General features: G+C 30.5%; 10 protein-coding genes and 2 tRNA genes. 7 read left to right on the top strand and 5 right to left on the bottom strand.

Annotation, left to right across the window (positions count from 1 at the left end; all coding sequences use genetic code 11):
• The first annotated feature begins 160 nt into the window (after positions 1–160).
• Positions 161–304: a FeoB-associated Cys-rich membrane protein gene (locus V2W16_RS01035; RefSeq protein WP_329380065.1), complete on the top strand. Its 144-nt coding sequence runs from the start codon at positions 161–163 to the stop codon at positions 302–304.
• Positions 305–1,256: 952 nt separating this feature from the next.
• On the opposite strand, the gene ppk1 is transcribed toward V2W16_RS01035, so the two are convergent.
• Together ppk1 and V2W16_RS01045 are read right to left on the bottom strand one after the other, a co-directional pair.
• The gene (gene ppk1 / locus V2W16_RS01040; protein ID WP_329380068.1) at positions 1,257–3,398 is read right to left on the bottom strand and encodes a polyphosphate kinase 1; all 2,142 of its coding nucleotides are present in this window, start codon (positions 3,396–3,398) and stop codon (positions 1,257–1,259) included.
• The gene (locus V2W16_RS01045) at positions 3,377–4,264 is read right to left on the bottom strand and encodes a Ppx/GppA phosphatase family protein (RefSeq protein ID WP_329380071.1); all 888 of its coding nucleotides are present in this window, start codon (positions 4,262–4,264) and stop codon (positions 3,377–3,379) included. The genes ppk1 and V2W16_RS01045 overlap by 22 nt, the downstream gene beginning before the upstream one ends.
• An 817-nt stretch (positions 4,265–5,081) precedes the next feature.
• On the opposite strand from V2W16_RS01045, the gene V2W16_RS01050 reads away from it, so the two are divergent.
• Positions 5,082–5,735: a GPP34 family phosphoprotein gene (locus tag V2W16_RS01050; protein WP_329380074.1), complete on the top strand. Its 654-nt coding sequence runs from the start codon at positions 5,082–5,084 to the stop codon at positions 5,733–5,735.
• A gap of 651 nt (positions 5,736–6,386) precedes the next feature.
• On the opposite strand, the gene V2W16_RS01055 is transcribed toward V2W16_RS01050, so the two are convergent.
• Positions 6,387–7,124, bottom strand: a complete 738-nt coding sequence (locus V2W16_RS01055; RefSeq protein WP_253229358.1) for a TMEM164 family acyltransferase — start codon at positions 7,122–7,124, stop codon at positions 6,387–6,389.
• Between the two features lie 135 nt (positions 7,125–7,259).
• Here V2W16_RS01055 and V2W16_RS01060 point away from each other — a divergent pair, with 135 nt between their 5' ends.
• From V2W16_RS01060 to V2W16_RS01075, 4 genes are all read left to right on the top strand, one after another.
• Complete coding sequence (locus tag V2W16_RS01060; RefSeq protein ID WP_329380080.1) at positions 7,260–7,799, top strand: inorganic diphosphatase; 540 nt, start codon at positions 7,260–7,262, stop codon at positions 7,797–7,799.
• Between the two features lie 291 nt (positions 7,800–8,090).
• Positions 8,091–8,166: transfer RNA gene (locus V2W16_RS01065), tRNA-Pro, on the top strand.
• A 54-nt stretch (positions 8,167–8,220) separates the two neighbouring features.
• Positions 8,221–8,297, top strand: a tRNA-Ile gene (locus tag V2W16_RS01070).
• 457 nt (positions 8,298–8,754) lie between these two features.
• On the top strand, positions 8,755–9,438 hold the full coding sequence (locus V2W16_RS01075; RefSeq protein WP_329380082.1) for a calponin homology domain-containing protein: 684 nt from the start codon (positions 8,755–8,757) through the stop codon (positions 9,436–9,438).
• Positions 9,439–9,903: 465 nt separating this feature from the next.
• Here V2W16_RS01075 and V2W16_RS01080 read toward each other — a convergent pair whose 3' ends face one another.
• Both V2W16_RS01080 and V2W16_RS01085 read right to left on the bottom strand, forming a co-directional pair.
• A complete protein-coding gene (locus tag V2W16_RS01080) occupies positions 9,904–10,326 on the bottom strand; it encodes a DUF1492 domain-containing protein (RefSeq protein WP_138269413.1) in 423 nt (140 codons plus the stop codon).
• 6 nt (positions 10,327–10,332) lie between these two features.
• Positions 10,333–11,172, bottom strand: coding sequence for a DUF4373 domain-containing protein (locus V2W16_RS01085; protein ID WP_138269412.1), 840 nt, complete (start codon positions 11,170–11,172; stop codon positions 10,333–10,335).
• 1,656 nt (positions 11,173–12,828) lie between these two features.
• Between V2W16_RS01085 and V2W16_RS01090 the strand changes: the two genes are divergently transcribed.
• Complete coding sequence (locus V2W16_RS01090) at positions 12,829–14,340, top strand: hypothetical protein (protein WP_329380087.1); 1,512 nt, start codon at positions 12,829–12,831, stop codon at positions 14,338–14,340.
• Positions 14,341–14,374 lie beyond the last annotated feature (34 nt).

Below are 14,374 nucleotides of genomic sequence, written 5' to 3' on the forward strand. Positions count from 1 at the left end.
AGATAATATTAAATATTGGTATATGATTGTTAGGATGTTATAGATATTGATAATTACAAAATAGTATAAAATTAATAAAATATTTATATTATATTTTATAAAAATAGATTTACTTTATTTTTTTAAGGGGTACAATATATTTATAGAATAGGAGAAAAGTATGAATTTTAATTCTTATGTTGTAGCTTTAATACTTATAATACTTTTTATCTTTGCTCTTTATAAAAGCATAAAAAACAAAGGTAAATGCAGCGGCGGGTGTGAAGGGTGTATGTATAAGGATAGTTGTCATAAAAATAAATAAAAGGGGCTTTGCCCCTTAAAACCCAAATTTAAGGGGTGCTACCCCTTAAGAACCCCGCCATATTTTTGCCGAAGCCCAAAAATATGGAAAAAATGCTTTCACTCAAACGCCGTGAATATCAAGGGGCTTTGCCCCTTAAAAACCCCACTCTTTTTTTGCTTGTCCAAAAAAAGAGGTAAAAAGGACACTTCTCGGCGAAGAGCCTTATAACGCTTTTCGATGACTGCGTAAAACTCTACCCGCGTTTTACTGTCAGAAAAGCTACCCTAAGCCTGACCTGTTTATATGTTTTATTAAAGGGTGGGGGAACAAAGTTGTAAAATTATAGATTTATTTTTATGGTTTTATGTTAGTGTGTGGGAAACTTAAGGGATTCTCCCTTAACAACCCGACCAAATATTTGCTCGCCCAAATATTTGGATAAAAGGACGCCACTGGGCGTGGAGCCTTATAACGCTTTTCGATGACTGGGTAAAACTCTACCCGAGTTTTACTGTCAGAAAAGCTACCCCGAACCGACCTAATTATTCGGTTTTATGTAGTGGGGTGGGACATATAAGTGAAATTTAAGTTTAGTTTTTTAATGTTTCATATTATGTGATGGGGTATGACATGGAAGTGAAATAAAGGTTTAGTTTTTCTTTTTAATGTTAGAGCGTGGACATGGAAGTGAAATAGAGGTTTAGTAGTTTTATGATAATTATATTAGATAGTTTTTTTAGAAAAGTAATTAATTTATTGTTTTTAGTAATGTGTTTTTTTTGAAAATACATTTAAAATTATTTTATTCTAAAATTTTTAATTAAAATCTGTACGTTCTTGTATTTTATTTCACTTATTAATTTGAAATACAGTTAAAAATATTTAAATATACATAAAAAAAGGAAACTTTTGTTTCCTTTTTAAGAGTATTTATGGGGTATATATTTTAACGGGTTAACCGATAAAATCGTTATTTATTAAAAATATTTTTGAAAAAGTCCGTTAGTTTGTTATTATTTTCTTTTTCTTTTTTATATGTTTTAAGGGAATTATTTAAAAACCAATCTTGTGAGTCTATCATTTCCATTCCGAATGGGTCTTTCTTTCTATATGTGTCGTCTGTTTGAAGTACTCTTGCTTTTACGTTATCCCTTAGTATTATTTCAAGTATTTCATCAATTTGATTTCTTATGTTATAGTCAAATATCGGGCAGGCTATTTCAACTCTTTTATCTAAGTTCCTTGTCATGAGGTCCGCAGAAGATATAAACATTCTTTTATCTTCTCCACTTCCGAAAACATAAATTCTAGAATGTTCCAAAAATCTTCCTACAATGCTTGAGATGGAAATATTGTCGGTTTTATTGTATATTCCGGGTCTTATACAGCATATACCTCTTATGATCATTTGAATTTTAACTCCTGCCTTAGATGCTTCTATAAGTTTATATATTACATCAATATCCGTTAGGGAATTGGCTTTCATTATTATTCTTCCATTGATTCCTTTTTCTATCTCTTCATCCATAAATTTAAGTATATTTTGTTTTAGAGAATTTGGAGCAACAAGCAATGTTTCATAGTTACCCTTTAAGTTTCCGATTAGCATATTTTGAAAGAAGTTTGTTGCATCTTTTCCTATATCCTTATTCATTGTTATAAGGCTTAAGTCTGTATACATTGCTGCTGTTTTTTCGTTATAGTTTCCCGTTCCGATTTGAGTAATATATTCAATTGTGTTTTTATCTTTTCTTGTAATAAGGCATATTTTTGAATGGCATTTAAAGCCCTCTTCTCCATATATTACCCTGCATCCTGCTTCGCTTAATCTTTCTGCCCAAAGTATATTATGCTTTTCGTCAAACCTTGCTCTAAGCTCCATTAATACTGTTACTTCTTTTCCGTTTTCAGCGGCTTTTAAAAGCAAATTAGCGACTTTTGAGTCACTTGCAAGACGATATATGGTTATCTTTATTGAAAGCACGTTTGGGTCTTTTCCTGCTTCTTCAAGGAGTGCTAAGAATGGGTCTATTTTTTCAAATGGGAAGAATAGTAAAACGTCTTTATGTCTTATTTGCTCTATTATGCTTTTTTTAGGATTTAAACTTTCCCACTGTCTTGCGTTTAATTTGGGGTAAGTAAGTTCGCTTTTTAACAGAGGTGAAACCATATGTTCTATACCGTATACATATTCAAGTTTAATAGGGTAAAGGCTGTAGAAAATTTGATTTTTTTCTATCTTTAAAAAGCTTCTTAAAATTTCCGTTAGGTTATCGTTATATATACCTTGAATTTCAAGTCTTACTGGTAACAGCCAATCTCTTTTTTTAAGAAGTTTATTCATATGGTCAAGATAATCATGTTCGTTATCTTCAAATTTATCATCATCATAACTTATATCGGCATTTCTTGTAACAGAAATAATATTGCTTGAAACCACTTCATATATATCAAATATTTTATCAATATGTTCCATTATTACGTTTTCTATTCGTATATATCTATTTTTGTTTTCTTTACTAGGTAATATTCTTGGAAGAGATGACGGGATTGGGATTATTCCAAGTACGGTTTTGTCTTTCTTTGTTTTTAATATTGAAGCTATGTATAGTCTTCTGTTTTTAAGATGTGGGATAGGGTGTCTGTTATCTACAATTTGAGGAGACAAAATAGGGTTTATGTAGTATTCAAAGTATTTGTTTATATCCTTTTCTTCTTCTTTTGAAAGTTCATCAAAAGAAAGGTCATAAATGCCTCTTTGTCTTAATTCCATGGATACTGTTCTAAATGCTTCGTCTCTTTTTTCCATTAAAGGAGGTATTGAGTTAAATATTGCTTCAAGCTGTTCTTTGGGACTCCAGCCGGTTTTATTGTCAATTGTATCTTTATTGCTAAGTAGCATTAAATCTACAAGGCTGCCTACTCTTACCATGAAGAATTCATCCAAGTTACTTGTAAAAATGGAAATAAATTTTAGTCTTTCAAGAAGGGGAACGGTTTCGTCCATTGCTTCTTCCAAAACTCTTTGATTAAATCTAAGCCAGCTTAGTTCTCTGTTTTGAGTACAGGTTGTATCTTTTATAATTTTTTCTACTGCATAATCTTTTGACATAGGTACCCCTCTCTTACTCCGTATTTGCTTACTACAATTTCTTTTGCGTTTGTTCTTTTTAGTATTTCATCAACTATTAAAATGCCCGGTATTATTGTATGAACTCTATCGGGACAAGCTTTTATTATGATATTTTTTGCTTTTTGCGGTTTATTTAAAAGTATTTTTTTTATTTCTTCCATTTGTTCTCTTTTTATGATTGTGTTATCCTTATTTAATTTAAAATAAGAATTTGTTAATTTTAATGCTGCTTTTATTGTTCCGCCTACACCACAGATAGTATTAGTTTGTTTAATATCAACATCTTTTAAAATTTTTTGTATTTTGTTTTTTATGTTTCTTTGTTCTTTTTCCGTCGGAAGAAATTCGCTTACATACATTGAATATAGGTTTAGGGAGCCTATTGGAAGACTTTGTGCATAATTTACTTTATCTTTTTCAAAGTCTACAATTTCTGTACTTCCTCCTCCAATATCTATAACAATTCCGCTTTTAGCCTTAACTTTAAGTTTTGCACCTGTAAATCCGTATAAAGCTTCATCTTCTCCGCTTATTACTTCTATTGTTTCACCTGTAAGTTTTTCTATTTCCTCTACCACAAATTCTGTATTTGTTATATTTCTGAAAGATGCGGTTGCGAAAATATGGAAATTTTCTATATTGAAATTATTTACCAGTTCTTTAAATTCGTTTATGACGTTGCTTGCTTCTATTATTCCTTGATTTGACATTTCATCATTTTTCACATAATAAGCAAGTCCTGCCATTACTTTTTTTGTAAAAAGTGTTTTAAAATTATTCTTTGTTCCTTCATAGACGCATAGTCTTATTGAGTTTGCGCCGATGTCAAGTATTGCGTATTTCATTTTTCTCTCCTTTATCCTTAATATTTTATAGAAAAATAATTTCTTTAAATAGCTTTATAATGTATAACTTATGTAAAATTTTGGTAAAAGTATTTTTATATTTCGCTCTAAAGAGCGACCAGTATTTTTCCAAAGCAAAATTAATAATTATGTCATTCGCAATTTTTTCTTAAAAAATCGCTCATGTTGTTTAAAGCTTTCAGCTTAATGAGTTTTATAAGAATAAAACTCATCTGTTTCTTTGAAACAGTAAACAGTCAAAATGCTTTCACTCAAACGCCGTGAGGGCTTATAACGTGGTCGGATTTTCTAAAAATCTCTACCCGAGATTTTTGAAACGACCACTACCGCTGCCCAACCTTATTATTTTCTATATAGTGGGGGACATTATGGTGAAATAGAGGGATAGTTTTTCATGATTTTTTTGAGGGAGTAGGATATTTAAGGGATTCTCCCTTAACAACCCAAATTTAAGGGGTGCTACCCCTTAAGAAACCCTCTTTAAGGGCTGTCTGCCCTTAACAACCCGACCAAATATTTGCTCGCCCAAATATTTGGATAAAAGGGCGCCACTGGGCGTGGAGCCTTATAACGCTTTTCGATGACTACGTAAAACTCTACCCGAGTTTTACTGTCAGAAAAGCTACCCCGAACCGACCTAATTATTTGGTTTTATGTAGAGGGGTGGGACATAGTAGTTAAATGTAGAGGGAGTAGTTTATGATATTTATATAATTGGGTATATTAGAATTTATAGTTTTGTATTTGGTGTTATGTATTTATGGTATAATTTTATAAAGAGTTTGGAGGAATTTTTATGGAAAGAAGTTCGATTATAAAAGATTATTTTATTCTTTTACTTGATAAAAAAGGGAATATGCCTTTATTATATCAAAAGGAATCCAATGCGGGTTTTGTTGCTGCCGGGATTATGGATTTATTATTTTCGGGAATAATAAAGTTAGAAAAAAATGAAATTATCGTTATTAATCCTCTTTACGGGAAATTGACATATCTTTATCCTTTATATGATTATTTAAAAGAAAAGCCAATGAAAATCGAAAAAGCAGTAAATGATTTTTGCACCGGAAACGACTTTAAGGAACTTGTAAGCTGTGTGTCAGAATCTCTTTACAGCGAAAAAAAAGTCGTAAAAACAAAGGGTGGTTTCTTTGGTAAAAAAACTCTTTACATACCAAAAGATGATTATAAAACTTATCTTATAAATAACATTAAAAATGTTATTACAGGTAAGAAAAACATAAATATGGAAGATGTTTATCTTATTTGTGTTTTAGATGAAACGAAAAACTTAACGAAATACTTTTCAAAATATGAAATGGCAGAGTTTAAAGTAAGACTTAAAGAGATTAAGAAAAATGAAGAAAATAAAGAATTAATTGGTGTAATAAACACTATTTCTGATACGATTTCCGCTATTGCAAATGTATCAAGGGGCGTTGCCCCTTAAACCCCACTCTTTTTTTGCTTGTTCCAAAAAAAGAGGTAAAAAAGGACCCTTCTCGGCGAAGTGCCTTATAACGCTTTTCGATGTCTCGCAAAATACTGCCCGTATTTTACGGACAGAAAAGCTACCCCGAGCCGACCTAATTATTCGGTTTTATGTAGAGGGGTGGGAATTTTAAGGGATTCTCCCTTAATAACCCAAATTTAAGGGGTGCTACCCCTTAAGAACCCCGCCATATTTTTGCTAAAGCCCAAAAATATGGGAAAAAGGCTTTCACTCAAGCGCCGTGAGGGCTTATAACGTGGTCGGATTTTCTAAAAATCTCTACCCGAGATTTTTGAAACGACCACTACCGCTGCCCAACCTTATTATTATATTGTGGAGTGGGACATGGGTGTTAAATTGAAGTTATGACTTTGTTTAATATGTTTTATATAATTAATAGAATACAGAATTGAAATGTGGATTTCCTTTTTGACACTTTTTATATGAGGGAGTGGGATATCGTTGTGAAATAGGGATTAAGTGTTTTATCATTTTTATATTAAATAGTTTGAGTGTTATGATGAAATTTAAGTTTATATTATGTTGATATACTGTTTTGTTTTATTTAACTTTTAATATTATTAAAAAAGACTTGTTTTCAAGTCTTTTTTAATTTACTATATGTTCGCTTTCTTTTTCTTTATTCCACAAATACCATGGTGCGAATGCTACAAAAGCAAGGGCAATACATATAAATGTAATTATTGCTACACTTCCAAAGTTACCCGCAAAGGCATTTATTTTGGCAGGGATATAGCACATTATTTCGTTTATGTAGTTCTTTTGGCTTACGAAAGAAAGTAGTCCATTTAATAAAAGCACAAAGAATATAAATACACCGTAATGCACAACGGATTTTATATGTTTTATGTTGTGGTAATCCACAAATGTAAAATAGATAAGTGAAAACACAACGAAGATATTACATATAAAGAACTGGTAAAATCTAAAGTGTGTATATCCATATCCTCCAAAGTCTGCAAAAATAAGATTTATTATTGAAAAGAAGGATATGAAGTAAAACAAATCGTAAAAAATTTGTTTTCTTGAAAAGAACAGTAATATAGAAAGCACCATTGCAATAAATGTAAAATCAAAGGGGATTGCATAAATGATGTTTTGTTCTCCACTTATGGCATATGCCCAGACGATATATATCATCTCAAAGAAAAATGCAAAAAATGCCATAAAAATATAATACCATCTTCCTGAAAAATTTCTTCTTATTGTTCTTCTTCTAAGAAACATAAAAAGACAAATTAGAATACATACCCCTATCCATATAAAATGAAAAAGAGAAAATCTTGTAAATATGTTTGCAGTATTTTCGACGCTTAAAAAATTCATATTTTTCTCCTTAAAGTTCAAGTTGAATGTTTTAAATAATTATAACATATAATATAAAATTAAAAAAATTTTTATTGCAATTTTATTTTATTAGTGTAAACTTAAATAAAAAGGGCATTTTTAGGGAGGTGCGACATGAACAAAAACACTATTTGGCATAATATCGATCCAAAAAGGATTAGTGCCGACGATTTTATTGCTTATATAGAAATTCCAAAGGGAAGTAATGTAAAATATGAACTTGATAAAGAAACAGGTCATATTATTGTTGATAGAATTTTATACACATCAACACATTATCCGGGAAATTACGGTTTTATTCCAAGAACATACGGAGATGACGGAGACCCTCTTGATGTAATAGTTCTTTGCAGCGAAAACATCTATCCTACAAGTTTAATAAGATGTTATCCTATCGGTGTACTTAATATGATAGATGACGGAGAAAACGACGAAAAAATTATAGCTATACCATTTAATGATCCTACTTATAATTTCTGTATGACTTTAAATGATTTACCAAGTCATATATTTGATGAAATACAACATTTCTTCAGCGTTTACAAAACACTTGAACATAAAGAAACTACTGTTGAAAAAGTGCTTGGTGATAAAGAAGCAAAAGAAGTAATAAATAAAGCAATTGAAAATTATAAAGATAAATTTGAAAAATAAACCGTTATACGCGGTTTATTTTTTTATAAAAAATTTTATAATTAAAAATAAAAGGTTATATTAATGATAACGTTTGAAGTAAAATTTAAGAAAAAAATTTAAATTTTTTTTATAATATTTTTTTTAATGTTTATAAAAATAACGTTAAAAATAAGAAAAAAAACAAAAAAAATTTTCTTTAAAATCCTTGTTATAAAAGGGTTTTGAAAGGGGAGAAAAAAAAAGAAAAAAAGTTTTTAAATTTGCTTGACATTTTTAATGTTTTACTGTATTATATCTCTTGTGTTCAGTCGAGGTGTAGCGCAGTTGGTAGCGTACGTGGTTTGGGACCATGGGGCCGGGGGTTCGAGTCCCTTCACCTCGACCATTAATTTTTAAAGGACACTGACAAATTTTCTTTTTTTTATTTATTTATTGGTAAGGGCCTTTAGCTCAGTTGGTTAGAGCATCCGGCTCATAACCGGACGGTCCGGGGTTCGAGTCCCTGAAGGCCCACCATTTTTTAAGAAGTATTGATATCAATACTTTTTTTATTTTGTCAAAAATATTTTATCGGTATTAAAAGGCTTATAAAGCCTTTTTTTATTTTTATGTATTTGTTTCTGTTTTTTTGTAAAAAAGTTGTTGGGAATGGATTTGATGTGGGTATATAAGATATATTTTTATATATTGAAGTGGTGTGAGTTTTAGATTATGGTTTTGATGATTTATATATTGATTATTTATATTTTTAATTTATATAAATATTTTTTAATTTCATAAATAAAAAAAATTCTAACTAACTATACATTTGGTAACATAACATATTTAAAATTCCAGTGAATAAAATAATACTTAAATATTCAATATGTTATTTATATATACATTATAAACTACTTTATTTAATAATATCATAAGTGTTACAAAAAGTATGCATTTAGTCATATTATTTTAATTTTCACAAGGGGAACATATTATGAAAAAATTAAATAATTTAAAGAGCAGAGCATTAAACAAAGTAAAGAAACCTTTTTATAAGAGGTGGTGGTTTGTAGGGATTGTCTTACTTTTAGTTTTGATGTCTTTTGGGATTGAAAATGATTATTCACAATACGGAAATAATATAAATAGTAATGTATCTACAGAAGTGGAAGATAAAAAACAAAGTGACAGTGAAGTTGATATAAAAGAAGATAATAAGGATAAAGAAAAACAGAAATCAGAAGAAGTGAAAGAAATGCCTACAATTAAATCAAGCCAAGCATATGATATAGTTCTTAGTTTGGAAGAAAATGGTATTCCAAAACCTAAAACACAAAGTACAGATGATGGGTACTCTTGGAGCAGTTTTACAAACAATTATTCATATTATATTGTATCAAATAAAAAACATGAGGTTGCTTATGCTGAGTTTATGGTTTTACGAGGAGATGGAGAGGATTATTTAAAATATTGTGCAACATTACCATATAAAAATTCTCAACCAGATAAAGCAAAAAAATGGATAGAAGATAATATTGGTAAGGAAGCAAAAACTATAATTTCAGATGTTGTTTTTGAATTATCAAATGGAAAGTCGGGTCCTATTTTAATAATAAAGTCAAAAGATTATGATAAATATTTAGATTATAAAATAAAAAATGAATTAAATAAAGATTAAAACACCTAATAAAAGGTGTTTTTTTATTAGTTTAATTTTAAATAAAAGTTTTAAAACATTATAAAAATACTAAACTTATATTTTATTAATATGTCCTATTTCATTATATAAACCCCAATTAAACAGTTTGGGGTGGTGGTAGCTTTTCTGTCCGTAAAATACGGGTAGCATTTTGCGAGACATCGAAAAGCGTTTAAGGCACTTCGCATAGAAGTGTCCTTTTTGCCTCTTTTTTTGGACAAGCAAAAAAAGAGTAGGGTTTAAGGGGCAACGCCCCTTTGTCTTTGTTATATAAAACCAAATAATTAGGCAGGCTTAGGGTAGCTTTTTCGCCAGTAAAACTCGGGTAGAGTTTTACGTAGGCGTCAAAAGCGTTAAGGCTCCACGCTTAGTGGCGCCCTTTTATTCGAGTTTTTTAGGCGAGTAAAAAAGTCGTGGGGTTTAAGGGGCAAAGCCCCTTTGTCCTTAGTATAAAACATCACCAATCTTTTTAACGGCATTATTTTTCATTCGGTAATATGTAGACTTTGAAATACATAAATCATCATAAATCTCATAATCCAAATACCTGTCAAAATATTTCTTTACAACTATATCCCTTTCCGCTTCCTTTAACACTTCAAGAGCCATTTCAACTCTCTTAGCTTTAAGAGAGTTTTTCTTTATTTTTTTATTTAAGTAAGCCTTGTCACTTATTAAATCAAGAGCTTCTCTTTGAGTATTATTGCTTATATCACTTTTATCTACCTTAACTCCATCATACTTAACGGCTTGAATATCTGCTTCATAATCTTCTAACATCCTTAGTGTTTCTCTGTCTATGTCAATGCTTTTTTTTATTATCGGATAAGCATATAACAGCCCTTCAACATTTTTAAAATCAAACATAATTTATCAATCTCCCATCATCATTTCTTTTATTAATTCATCACTGTAAGTTTCATATTCTCTATCGGCCTCAATCTCGATTTTAGATGATTTGTTTATGTTTTTGAATTTATCCCGCCTTGACCATGAAAGTATGGTCATATAATGGCTTTTATACTCTCTTCCAGTACTTCCTATATAATAATCAAGGTCTTTTATTTTATTTTTATAATCATTAACATTCATTCTTAATGCGTTATACTCATTATCTGTTAAAAGAACATTGCCGTAATCACCGTATTTTTTCTTTTCTTCTTTTACTTTACTTTCTTTACTTTTATTTACTTTACTTTCCTTTACTTTACTTTGTTCATTTTTGCATGCATTTTCCTCATTGTTGCATACATTTTTATCCTTTTTGTTAGCATTTTTGTCATTTTTGCATGCAATTTTTTTATCGGGCTCCATAAGTTTTTTTAGATTAAGCTCTTTTATTTCTTTTTTGTTAAGCAGGATATAATCCCATTTAACATCGCTTTCTTTGCGCCTTTTTGTAATAGTAAAAAATCTCTTTTGAATTCCTTTGGATGTAAGAATAGAAAAATTATCGTACATATCTTTTGAGAAAATATCCCTTTCGATGCACTTTTCAACTATCCTTTTAAGCCTTTTTATATCAATGTTTATTTTAGAAGAAAAAAGCATTTCCACTTCATTATCCCAAAGGGTAAAATAACCACTTCCGCCGTAAATCTTTTGATAGAGTTTTATTAAAACGGCAAAACCCGTAAGTCCAAATTCTGCTTCAATTAAATTTACTTTGTCTTCCAAATGCACATCCAACGGAAAATAATTTACACCTTCCATATCCCAACTCCTTTAAATTTTTTCTTTAACTATATTTTACAATGTTTTACGCAAAAAAAATTAACGGCTTTTTTCAAATTTTTTAAATTTATTTAAAGAAATATTTAAGGGATTTTCCCTTAACAACCCTTACTTAAGGACTGTCTGCCCTTAACAACCCGACCATATTTTTGCCAAAGCCCAAAAATATGGAAAAAAACGCTTTCACTCAGTCGCCGTGAATGCTTATAACGCACTCGGATTTCATGAAAAATCTACCCGATTTTTCTATGAACGAGTGCTACCGCTACCCCTGCCTAATTATTTGGTTTTATGTAGTGGGGTGGGATATGGTCGTTTAGTGTGAGATAGTATTTTAATGATGTTTATGTAAGGTAGGGAGTCATTGTTGTGAAATGTAGGGATAGTTTTTCGTGTTTTTATGTAATGTGGTGGAAACTTAAGAGATTCTATCTTAATAACTCGACATTAAAGGAGGGAACCCCTTAAACCCTATTTTTAAGGGCTGTCTGCCCTTAACAACCCGACCATATTTTTGCCAAAGCCCAAAAATATGGAAAAAAACGCTTTCACTCAGTCGCCGTGAATGCTTATAACGCACTCGGATTTCATGAAAAATCTACCCGATTTTTCTATGAACGAGTGCTACCGCTACCCCTGCCTAATTATTTGGTTTTATGTAGTGGGGTGGGATATGGTCGTTTAATGTGAGATAGTATTTTAATGATGTTTATGTAAGGTAGGGAGTCATTGTTGTGAAATGTAGGGATAGTTTTTCGTGTTTTTATGTAATGTGGTGGAAACTTAAGAGATTCTATCTTAATAACTCGACATTAAAGGAGGGAACCCCTTAAACCCTATTGTTAAGGACTGTCTGCCCTTAACAACCCGACCATATTTTTGCCAAAGCCCAAAAATATGGAAAAAACGCTTTCACTCAATCGCCGTGAAGGCTTATAACGCACTCGGATTTCATGAAAAATCTCTACCCGAGATTTTTGAAACGACCACTACCGCCTCCTTAAACCTATTTAGTTTGTGATTTCCTGTTAGGTGGGGAATATTCAATTTTTTTCTTAAAGAACTAATCAAGTTTTGTTAAAATATTTGGATAAAAAGACATCACTGGGCGAAGTGCCTTAACGCTTTTGACGCCTACGTAAAACTCTACCCGAGTTTTACTGGCGGAAAAGCTACCACGAGCCTAACTAATTATTTGGTTTTGTGTAGTGGGGTGGGATATGGTTGTGAAATGTAGTAGTAGTTTTTTAATGATTTTATGTAAGATAGTGGAAGATAGAAGTGAAATATGGGGTTATTGTTTTAATTATTTCATGTAAGGAATAGGAACATTGTAATTAAATATAAAATTAGTGTTTTAATGTTTTTTTGTAAGATAGATAAACATAGAAGTGAAATATGGGGTTATGTTTTTATGATATTTATGTAAGAACATAAAACATAATTACTAAGAAATACACGATTTTTAAACAATAAAAATATCTAATCAAACTTATATAATGAAGAATGTAAAATATTTAATTGAAATTATAAAAATCTTGAAAAAATAATGTGTTTTTTGATAAAATAACAATGCATTGAATTTCAAAATATTTTAATTAAATAATTTTATAAATTTAGTTGGAGGAAGAGGTTTTGGTTAAGAAGATTTTTGCGGTATTGGTTTCATGCCTTATTGTTTTAGGTGGACTAAATTTAAACAGTTCTTTTGTTAAGGCTGATGATTTAAATTGGAGTGATGATAGTATTCGTGCATCTGCTTATACAAGTAAAGATGAGGATGCTAAGACAATAGAAATTACAAGTGCTGAGGAACTTGGACTTCTTGCTTATGAAGTAAATAATGGTATTACATATGAAGGATGGACTATAACCCTAAAAAATGATATTGATTTATCCGGACATAACTGGGAACCTATCGGACACTGGAATGGAGTTAATCTTGAATATAATAATGAGAACTTATTTAGAGGTACTTTTGACGGAGATAATCATACCATAAGCAATATGAATATAAATATAGAAAGTATTACTAACGGCAATAAAGCTGTTGGATTTTTTGGTGGTGTGTTAAAAGGATGTGTAAAAAATCTAAAGTTTGAAAATAGTAATGTTGAAATAGGAAATTCTTCTGATTCTATATGTGTCGGAACAGTTGCAGGATTTTTTGCAGGAAGTGAAGTTTCAAATATAACAGTAGATAATTCTATTATTAAAGGAAATGGAAGTAGTTCTGTATTTGTTGGAGGATTATGTGGTAGTTTATATAGTAGTACATCATTATCATATAATTCTAATATCAGCAATATTATAGTTTCAAACATTACCTTGTCTGCAAACACTAATGATTGGAAATATAGAGGCGGTATGATCGGTTATATAAATGAATTTAATTCAGTTATAAATAACTGTTATTCAAGTAATATTACATTTATGGAAGAAGCCGCTCAAGATAAACATGATTATTCAGGTGGATTAATTGGATATGAAAATGGGGGGACAAAACAATATTGTTATTCTGATAAATTGGATATTGTAGGTGGACAAGGTCCTTATCCCGGAACTATCGCTAATTCAAGCAAAGTTATTGACGGAAAACTTGAAACACCTGTTACAATAGATGGTAAGACTTATGATTCCCTTGTAGGAGCTATGAATGCTTGGGTAGAACAAGCTGGTGGTGATTTTATAACATGGGATTGTGATTCTTTTGGTGTAAGTCATGATTTAGAAGCTGTTTATGTTGATAATACATATCATAAATTATCATGTACGAATTGTTCTTATAGCACAGATGAAAAACATACTCTTACTTTAGAAAACAAGAAAGAAGCAACTTGCACTGCTGAAGGATACACCGGAGATGAAGTATGCAGCGTATGCAATGAAGTTGTTAAAAATGGCAGTGTTATAGAAAAAACAGCTCACAACTATGTTGACGGAAAATGCAGTGTATGCGGTGCCGTTGATCCAAATTATAACCCGAATCCAGATGAAGGAACTTCAGATGATTCTTCTCAAAATGCTTCAAATGTGAATACTCCTGGGACTGGAGATAGTTCAAATATGGTGATGTGGGTAGTAATACTTATTGTATGTGTTGTCGTTATTGGTGGAAGTATCGTTTATATGAAAAAGAAAAAATAAAAATTATAAATAAAAAGCCTTAAGGATGCTTAGG

The sequence above is a fragment of the Anaerofustis butyriciformans genome, from assembly GCF_036289385.1.
Classification (GTDB): domain Bacteria; phylum Bacillota; class Clostridia; order Eubacteriales; family Anaerofustaceae; genus Anaerofustis; species Anaerofustis butyriciformans.

Coding starts and splice junctions, on each gene's coding strand:
- V2W16_RS01075 (WP_329380082.1), top strand. CDS start 8,755: ATGAAAAAATTAAATAATTTAAAGAGCAGAGCATTAAACAAAGTAAAG.
- V2W16_RS01045 (WP_329380071.1), bottom strand. CDS start 4,264: ATGAAATACGCAATACTTGACATCGGCGCAAACTCAATAAGACTATGC.
- V2W16_RS01060 (WP_329380080.1), top strand. CDS start 7,260: ATGAACAAAAACACTATTTGGCATAATATCGATCCAAAAAGGATTAGT.
- V2W16_RS01055 (WP_253229358.1), bottom strand. CDS start 7,124: ATGAATTTTTTAAGCGTCGAAAATACTGCAAACATATTTACAAGATTT.
- V2W16_RS01080 (WP_138269413.1), bottom strand. CDS start 10,326: ATGTTTGATTTTAAAAATGTTGAAGGGCTGTTATATGCTTATCCGATA.
- V2W16_RS01085 (WP_138269412.1), bottom strand. CDS start 11,172: ATGGAAGGTGTAAATTATTTTCCGTTGGATGTGCATTTGGAAGACAAA.
- V2W16_RS01050 (WP_329380074.1), top strand. CDS start 5,082: ATGGAAAGAAGTTCGATTATAAAAGATTATTTTATTCTTTTACTTGAT.
- V2W16_RS01035 (WP_329380065.1), top strand. CDS start 161: ATGAATTTTAATTCTTATGTTGTAGCTTTAATACTTATAATACTTTTT.
- ppk1 (WP_329380068.1), bottom strand. CDS start 3,398: ATGTCAAAAGATTATGCAGTAGAAAAAATTATAAAAGATACAACCTGT.